5 protein-coding genes are annotated in these 6,751 nt (G+C 67.3%); 2 read left to right on the forward strand and 3 right to left on the reverse strand.

What is annotated here, in order from left to right:
* The first annotated feature begins 189 nt into the window (after positions 1-189).
* Both I6U14_RS03505 and I6U14_RS03510 read left to right on the forward strand, forming a co-directional pair.
* Positions 190-1,614, forward strand: a complete 1,425-nt coding sequence (locus I6U14_RS03505; protein ID WP_296896920.1) for a V-type ATP synthase subunit B — start codon at positions 190-192, stop codon at positions 1,612-1,614.
* Positions 1,615-1,721: 107 nt separating this feature from the next.
* On the forward strand, positions 1,722-2,426 hold the full coding sequence (locus I6U14_RS03510) for a V-type ATP synthase subunit D (protein ID WP_296896921.1): 705 nt from the start codon (positions 1,722-1,724) through the stop codon (positions 2,424-2,426).
* 59 nt (positions 2,427-2,485) lie between these two features.
* Here I6U14_RS03510 and I6U14_RS03515 read toward each other — a convergent pair whose 3' ends face one another.
* From I6U14_RS03515 to ligD, 3 genes are all read right to left on the reverse strand, one after another.
* Complete coding sequence (locus tag I6U14_RS03515) at positions 2,486-3,595, reverse strand: thioredoxin fold domain-containing protein (RefSeq protein ID WP_296896922.1); 1,110 nt, start codon at positions 3,593-3,595, stop codon at positions 2,486-2,488.
* Positions 3,596-3,754: 159 nt separating this feature from the next.
* Positions 3,755-5,575, reverse strand: coding sequence for a glycoside hydrolase family 15 protein (locus I6U14_RS03520; protein WP_296896923.1), 1,821 nt, complete (start codon positions 5,573-5,575; stop codon positions 3,755-3,757).
* A 366-nt stretch (positions 5,576-5,941) separates the two neighbouring features.
* On the reverse strand, positions 5,942-6,751 hold an 810-nt coding region (gene ligD / locus I6U14_RS03525), incomplete at its 5' end, for a non-homologous end-joining DNA ligase (RefSeq protein WP_296896924.1).

Raw genomic sequence — 6,751 nt, forward strand, 5'->3', positions numbered from 1 at the left:
TCATTTTCAGCGACTTACGTCGCCGAAAATGGCGGGGCATCCTGCCCCGCACGGGCACCTCGAATTTTTCGAGGTGCCCTTGATTCGCGGTACGGATAAGACTCTGCTGATGGACTACGCTTGCCGTATCGCACCGGGGTTTCTGACCCCGTCGGCGGGTGACGCAGCGCGAGGCAGGGCAGGGCAGAGATGTATGCACGACTGACCGGCGAGGACATCGCCAACCGGGTGGACGGGCCGCTGTTGTTTCTGCGGCGCAGCGTGGACGTGGGCCTGAATGAGGCCGTTGAAGTCGAAGACGTGGGCGGTGCCGTGCGCTTGGGGCGTATCGCTGCGCTGGATGAGGACAGCGTCACGGTAGAGATGCTGGACGACACGGCGGGGCTTCGCATCGACGGCACGCGGGTGCGCTTCTTTGGCGAGCCGCTGCGGTTCCATGTCGGGCCGGGGCTGTTGGGGCGGATCTTCAATGGGGTTGGTAAACCCCTGGACGGCGGGCCGCCGCTGGCGGCGGAGCAGGCGTTTCGCGTCGACGGGCTGCCGCTCAAGCCCTCTGCCCGGCAGGCGCCGAGCGAGTTTTTGGAGACGGGCTTCACGGCCATCGATCTGATGAACTCCCTGGTGCGCGGGCAGAAGCTGCCGCTTTTCTCCGGCGGTGGGCTCCCGCACGACCGCATCGCCGTGGATATCGCGTGCAATGCGCGGCTGCCGGGGGCGCAGCGCGAGCGCGGGGGGGCGGACGTGCGCGACGACGACGACTTCGCCATCGTTTTTGCCGGCATCGGCATCCCGCATGGCAGTGCCGAGTTCTTCCGCAGCTCCCTGGAGCAAAGCGGGGCACTGGCGCGCACGGTGCTGTTCCTGAACCTGGCCTCAGATGCCAGTGCGCAGCGCTTGTTGACGCCCCGCTTTGCGTTGACGGCGGCCGAGTATCTGGCCTTCGAGGAAGGCAAGCATGTGCTCGTCATCCTGACGGATCTCACCAATTACTGCGAGGCGCTGCGGGAGGTCTCGGCCAGCCGCGGCGAGGTGCCGAGCCGCAAGGGCTACCCGGGTTACATGTACTCAGACCTGGCGACGCTGTACGAGCGCGCCGGGCGCATTCGGGGCGTGCCGGGCTCCGTGACTCAGGTGCCTATCCTGACCATGCCCAACGATGACATCACTCATCCCATTCCGGACCTGACCGGTTACATCACCGAGGGTCAGCTGGTGCTGGACCGGGAGCTGCACCGCCGCGATCTGTATCCACCCATCAAAGTCCTACCGAGTCTGTCCCGTTTGATGAAGGACGGTACCGGCAAAGGGCTCACGGATCCGGACCACCCGGCGCTGGCCGCCCAGCTCTATGCCGCCTACGCCCAGGCGCAGCAGACGCGTATCCTGGCGAGCGTCGTCGGCGAGGAGGGCCTGTCGGAGACGGACCGGCTGTATCTCGCCTTCGGCGAACGGTTCGAGACCGAGGTCGTCGCACAATCCGGCCGCCGCACCCTGTACCAGAGCATGGAGGCCGGCTGGCAGGCCCTGCGCGGGCTGCCGCAACAGGAGCTGACACGGCTGTCGGATGCGCAGATTCGGGCACCGCGCGCAGGTGGCTCGAGCCGCGCCGGCTAGCAGGCCCAGGCGGCGCAGGCAGCGGCGGCCGTCAGCACCGAGCCAGCCCCTGCCTGATTCGGCAGCGGCGGGTCTGGGTTCCGGAGCAGCACCATGGGAGCAGCGTAATGACCGATCGCGAGCTGGTCCCGACCCAAAGTGCCTATCTCGAGCTCAAGGCCGAGCGGGTTGGTATGCAGGAGGGCTATCGCTTCTTGGACGAGAAGCGGCTGATCCTCGCCGGCGAGATCCTCGCCAACCTGCGCGACTACGATGCCACGATGACGCGCTGGCGGCGCGCCGAGGAGACGGCACGCGATGCGCTGCGGGCGGCCGTGGGGCGTCATGGGTTGGATGAGTTGGCCGTTTATCCGCCGGCCCCCGGCGCGTGCGGATTCGCGACCACGAGACGTTCGGTGCTCGGGGTGCGGATCGAAACGCCGATGGAGGTGGAAGATGCGGCCCGGGCTGTGCGCGGCTCGGAGGTTGCCGGCTTCGGCGGGACGGCTGAGCTCGATGCGGATGCTCTTTCAGATACCGACCCCGGCGCGGATACCGCGGCTGGAACCTGTGCGATCGCGAGTCCGGAGGGCGACGCGTGCCGCGAGGCCTTCTCCGCGTTGATGCCGCTCGCCGCGAGGCTCGCGGTGCTTACCGGCAACCTGGAGCGGCTGCGGGTGGAGTATCTGCGCACCTCGCGCCGTGCGCGGGCATTGGAGGACGTGCTGCTGCCGGAGATCGACGAGCGACTCGGCGTCATCGACAACGCGCTGGAAGAGCTGGAGCGCGAGGAGGCGGTGCGGGTGCGTCGCGGGCGTGGCGGGGCTGGCTGAGCCGCGGCTCGCCTCCACGCTTTGTTCGATGATCGATCCCGTACTCGGGCCACGAAGGGTTAGTCGGCGGATGTCGCGCGCCCGTCCTCGGCCTGCACGCGCTTCATTGCCTGGCTGCGGGCATAGCGCTGGTAGTTCCAGCCCTGTTCGTAGACGCGGTCGGTGACGAAGCCGATGCTGTTGTGCATGCGGCTGTTCAGCACCACGGCGTCAGTGTCGAGCACCCGCCGCCCGTCCTCGCTGAAGAAGGCCAGGGCCGGCAGCTGGGTGAAGCCGAGGGCTGCGTACCAGTCCCGCGGGTTGGTGCGCTGGCCGCCGGGCGTAAGCACCGGTGTCTGGGCATCGCCGGCATCGAGACGCACCACGTCGAAACCGCGGAGCTTGCCGCGGATGGCGTCGTCGCCCAGGACCTCGTCGTGGAAGCGTGGGCAGCGCTCGCAGTCTTCGCCCTCGAACAGGACCAACAGCGGGCGTTCCGCCGGCATGGCCTCGCTGCGGGCGAGCGCATGGGGTGGCGGCTCGAACAGCGGGTCCTGCGGCAGCGTCCAGCCGGCGGCGTCGGCGGCGGGTTCGGTCTGCGCCAAGTAGTCGCGCAGCCCGACGCGCTCGTAATGGCCGTCGGCCAGATAATCCAGCACCCGCGCGAATCGCTCCGGGCCATAGTAGCCGGTAAGCTTCACCAGCGGTCTGCCGTCGGTGTCGTAGAACATGAAGGTCGGCGCGAACTGCACTCCTTCGTCCAGCGCGAACTGCTTCACACGGGTCGTCTCACCGTCGAAGTCCGTCAGCTCGGCGTCAGAGAAGATCTCGAGCCCCAGCGCGTCGAAGTTGCTCTGCAGGCGCTCAGCGATGTCAGGGTCACCTAGGCTCTTCTCGATGAACAGGTGGCAGTAGGAGCAGCCCTCGGTGCTGAAGAAGAGAAACAGTCCCTGCTTGCCGGCCTCTGCCGCCATGGCGGCGTCGTCCGGCAGGTCCAGAAAGCTCTCTTTGAACCAGTCCGGATAGCGGATCTGCATAATGGCGGCGTCGTCGAAGTCCGCGTCCACCGCGATACCCGCCGTGGGCAGTAGGAGCAGTGCCGCGAGGCCGCAGGCCGTGAGCCACCGCCACCCCATGGCCAGTGGCTGGCGGCGGGCATTGGCCGGATCGCGGCGCGGAGCTGGGTTCATGGCATCACCTGTGTGAGGAGGGTGGCCCGGCACGTTAGCACCGACTCGACCCCCGGTGTAACGGTCAGGTGTCGAGCCGCGCATCTCCAGGTGATTGTCGACCACGGAGGCTGACCGACAGCGCAAGGATCAGCGGCAGGCTCAGCATGAGGGGCAGGGCTATCCTACATGGGCGTTGTGGATGGCCTGGGCGGCGTTCACCAGCCCGATATGGCTGAACGCCTGGGGGAAGTTGCCGAGCAGCTCCCCTGTCTCCGGGTCCACCTGCTCGGCGAGGAGGCCGAGATCATTCGCGCAGCCCGCGGCTCGCTCGAACAGCCGCTCCGCCGCCTCGATCTGGCCTGCCATCGCCCGGGCCTGGGCAAGCCAGAAGGTGCATACCAGGAAGGCGCCCTCGGCCCCCGGCAGACCGTCATCGGCTCGGTAGCGGCGGACGAAGCCGCTGTCTGTGAGCGCCGTCTCCACTGCGTCAAGCGTTGCCAGCACCCGTGCATCGTCGGCGGGTAGAAAGCCCACGATCGGTATCAACAGCGCGGCCGCGTCCAGGGCGTCCTCGCCGAAGGCCTGCGTGAAGGCGCCAACACGATCGCTCCAGCCCTGCTTCAGGATCGCCGTGCGTATATCCTCCCGCGCCCGGCGCCAGCGGGCCATGCGCTCATTGGCTGCGTCCGCGGGCAGCAGGTCCGGTGCGAGATCCAGCGCCCGATCCAGCGCGGCCCAGCACATGAGCTTGGAGTGCAGATAGTGCTTGGGCTCGGCGCGAATCTCCCAGATGCCATGGTCGCACCCGCGCCACCGTGCGGCGGCGGCATCGGCGATCTCCGCGAGAAAGCGTCGCGCGGCGTCGCTCAAGTGGGGTAGTTGCTCGCGCAGGCGATGGGCTGCCAGCAACACGTTCCCGTACCCGTCCAGCTGGCTTTGAGCCCAGGCGGCATTACCGATACGCACCGGCCGGCTGTCGCGCCAGCCGCGCAGGCGCGGCAGCTCCCGCTCGTGCAGGTCATGCTCGCCTTCTATGCCGAAGACCACTTGCAGGTTGCCGTGCTCGCGCACCTGGAGCATGGCCGTGGCGCCGAGGAAGTCGAAGAACCGATGCGCTTCCATGGGGCAGGCGGCGACCCAGAGGGCGTCCAGTGTGAGGCTCGCGTCGCGGACCCAGCTGTAGCGATAGTCCCAGTTACGGCTGCCGCCGACGCAGGTGGCGAGCGAACTGGTGGGTGCGGCGACGATGGCTCCCGTCGGCTGGTAGCCGAGGCCCTGAAGCACCCGGCCGCTGTGGCGGACGAGCTCCCGCCATGGGCCTTCATAGTGCTGGTGTGCGTCGGACCATGCCTGCCATGCCGTGAGGGTCGCATCGAGGGCGTCGCTGATCTGGTCCGCAGACAGGGGTGGCGGCGGGCCGTCGGCGGTGGCGCTGTGTTGCAGCGCCAGGCACAGCCGATCGCCGGCCTGCAGCGTTGGGCGGGCGCCGGCACTGCAATCGTCCACGGACCAGTCCGCGTTGCCCGATAATCGCAGCATGGAGGCGCCGCCGCGGGTCAGCAGGCCACCAGTAGCCGGCTCCAGCAGGGGGCGGATCAGGCCGTACTCGGGGCGGGGATGGTAGTCCAGCTCCACGCTGACACTCCCCTCGGTGCAGACGAGCTCGCGCAGCAGCAGGTGCGGTGCGCCGTAACCCAAGGTGTTGACCTGATCGTCCGCGCCCATGGCCAGCGCATCGCGCAGCGTCACGCTGCCATTGCGACAGCGGAAACTGGTTTCCAGCACCAGCGATTCGGGCAGATAGCGCCGGTTGATTGCGTGTACGTCCTGGGGTACAACCCGAAAGTGTCCGGCATCTGCGTCGAGCAGGCAGGCGAGCTGGGCCGGCGAATCGAAACGCGGTAGACAGAGCCAGTCCACGCTGCCGTTCCGACATACCAGGGCGGACCCATGACGATCCGAGAGCAGCGCATAGTCGGCGATGGGATGGGTGCTCATTGGGCCGCCCCCGCTTTTTCGGCGGGCGCGAGTGACTCGTTGAGCAGTAGCGGTTGTGGCATCGGTCCTTCGTTGGGATCTGCAACGTTCACATCAATGCCTGGGCCAGAATCTTCAGGGCTGACGCCGCGGCGGCAGCTTCTAAATGGGGCGTATGCACCTAAGGAGACGCTGAAAAATGGGCTTCCTGCCCATTTTCAGCACGCGAAGCGAAAACGCGGTTTCCGCTTCGCTTCATTTTCAGCGACTTACGTCGCCGAAAATGGCGGGGCCTCCTGCCCCGCACAGGAAGCACTAATAAATCAGCGCTTCCCTAAGCATCGGCAAATGACACGGGTGCTCACCGGTACTGGCAAAGATGACGCGTCACCGCGCTGGTGCGGTATCCTCGCGCACAACGGCGCGCGGCGACTTATCCCGGCGCTGGCCGATGAAGCGGGGATGGCGTAGCCGGCCGTCCCGTGTCCACTCGGAGAAGGCCACTTCCACCACCAGTGCCGGCGTCACCCAATGTACTCCGTGATCTGGCAACGCGCCGCGCGTGAATGGCGGATCATCACGCTCGTGCTTTTCAAGCTCCGCGCGCAGCTCGTGCAGTGTCTGGTTGTCGAAGCCCGTGCCCACCTTGCCGGCGCAGACCAGGTCGTCGCTGTCGTAGTAGCCCACCACTAATGCGCCGAAGCCGGCCCTGCTGCCACGGGGCTCGGTGAAGCCGCCAATGACCAGCTCCTGGCGGTGCTCGCACTTCAGCTTGAGCCAGTCCTCGGAGCGCCCCGTGGCGTAGCCGGCGTCGGCCCGCTTGGCGATCAAGCCCTCCCAGCCCTGCTCGCAGGCCTCGTGCAGCAGCTCCACGCCGTTGTCGTTGCGGTGCGCCGTGAAGCGTAACGGATCCGCAAAGTCGATGGCGCGGCGCAGCAGCTCCTTGCGCGTTCGCTGCGGCAGCCGGCGGCAGTCTTGACCGAGCAGGCTCGGGATGTCGAACAAATATAGAAATACGGCCACGTCGGTTTCGTCACGGCTGTCGGCATGCCGCTGCATGCGTTGTTGCAGGCGTCGGAAGCTGGTCCGCGGACCGTCGAAGGCCACCACCTCGCCGTCCAGGACGAAGTCGTCGCAGCGCTGCGCCAGCAGGGCCTCCACCAACTCGGGGTAGGTCTGGTTCAGACGCTGACCGTT

The organism is Thiohalocapsa sp., assembly GCF_019695415.1.
In the GTDB taxonomy this organism is placed as follows: Bacteria; Pseudomonadota; Gammaproteobacteria; order Chromatiales; family Chromatiaceae; genus Thiohalocapsa.

What these genes read in the sequence shown, in the direction of transcription:
- I6U14_RS03505 (WP_296896920.1), top strand. Translation starts at nt 190, where the DNA reads ATGTATGCACGACTGACCGGCGAGGACATCGCCAACCGGGTGGACGGG.
- I6U14_RS03510 (WP_296896921.1), top strand. Translation starts at nt 1,722, where the DNA reads ATGACCGATCGCGAGCTGGTCCCGACCCAAAGTGCCTATCTCGAGCTC.
- I6U14_RS03515 (WP_296896922.1), bottom strand. Translation starts at nt 3,595, where the DNA reads ATGAACCCAGCTCCGCGCCGCGATCCGGCCAATGCCCGCCGCCAGCCA.
- I6U14_RS03520 (WP_296896923.1), bottom strand. Translation starts at nt 5,575, where the DNA reads ATGAGCACCCATCCCATCGCCGACTATGCGCTGCTCTCGGATCGTCAT.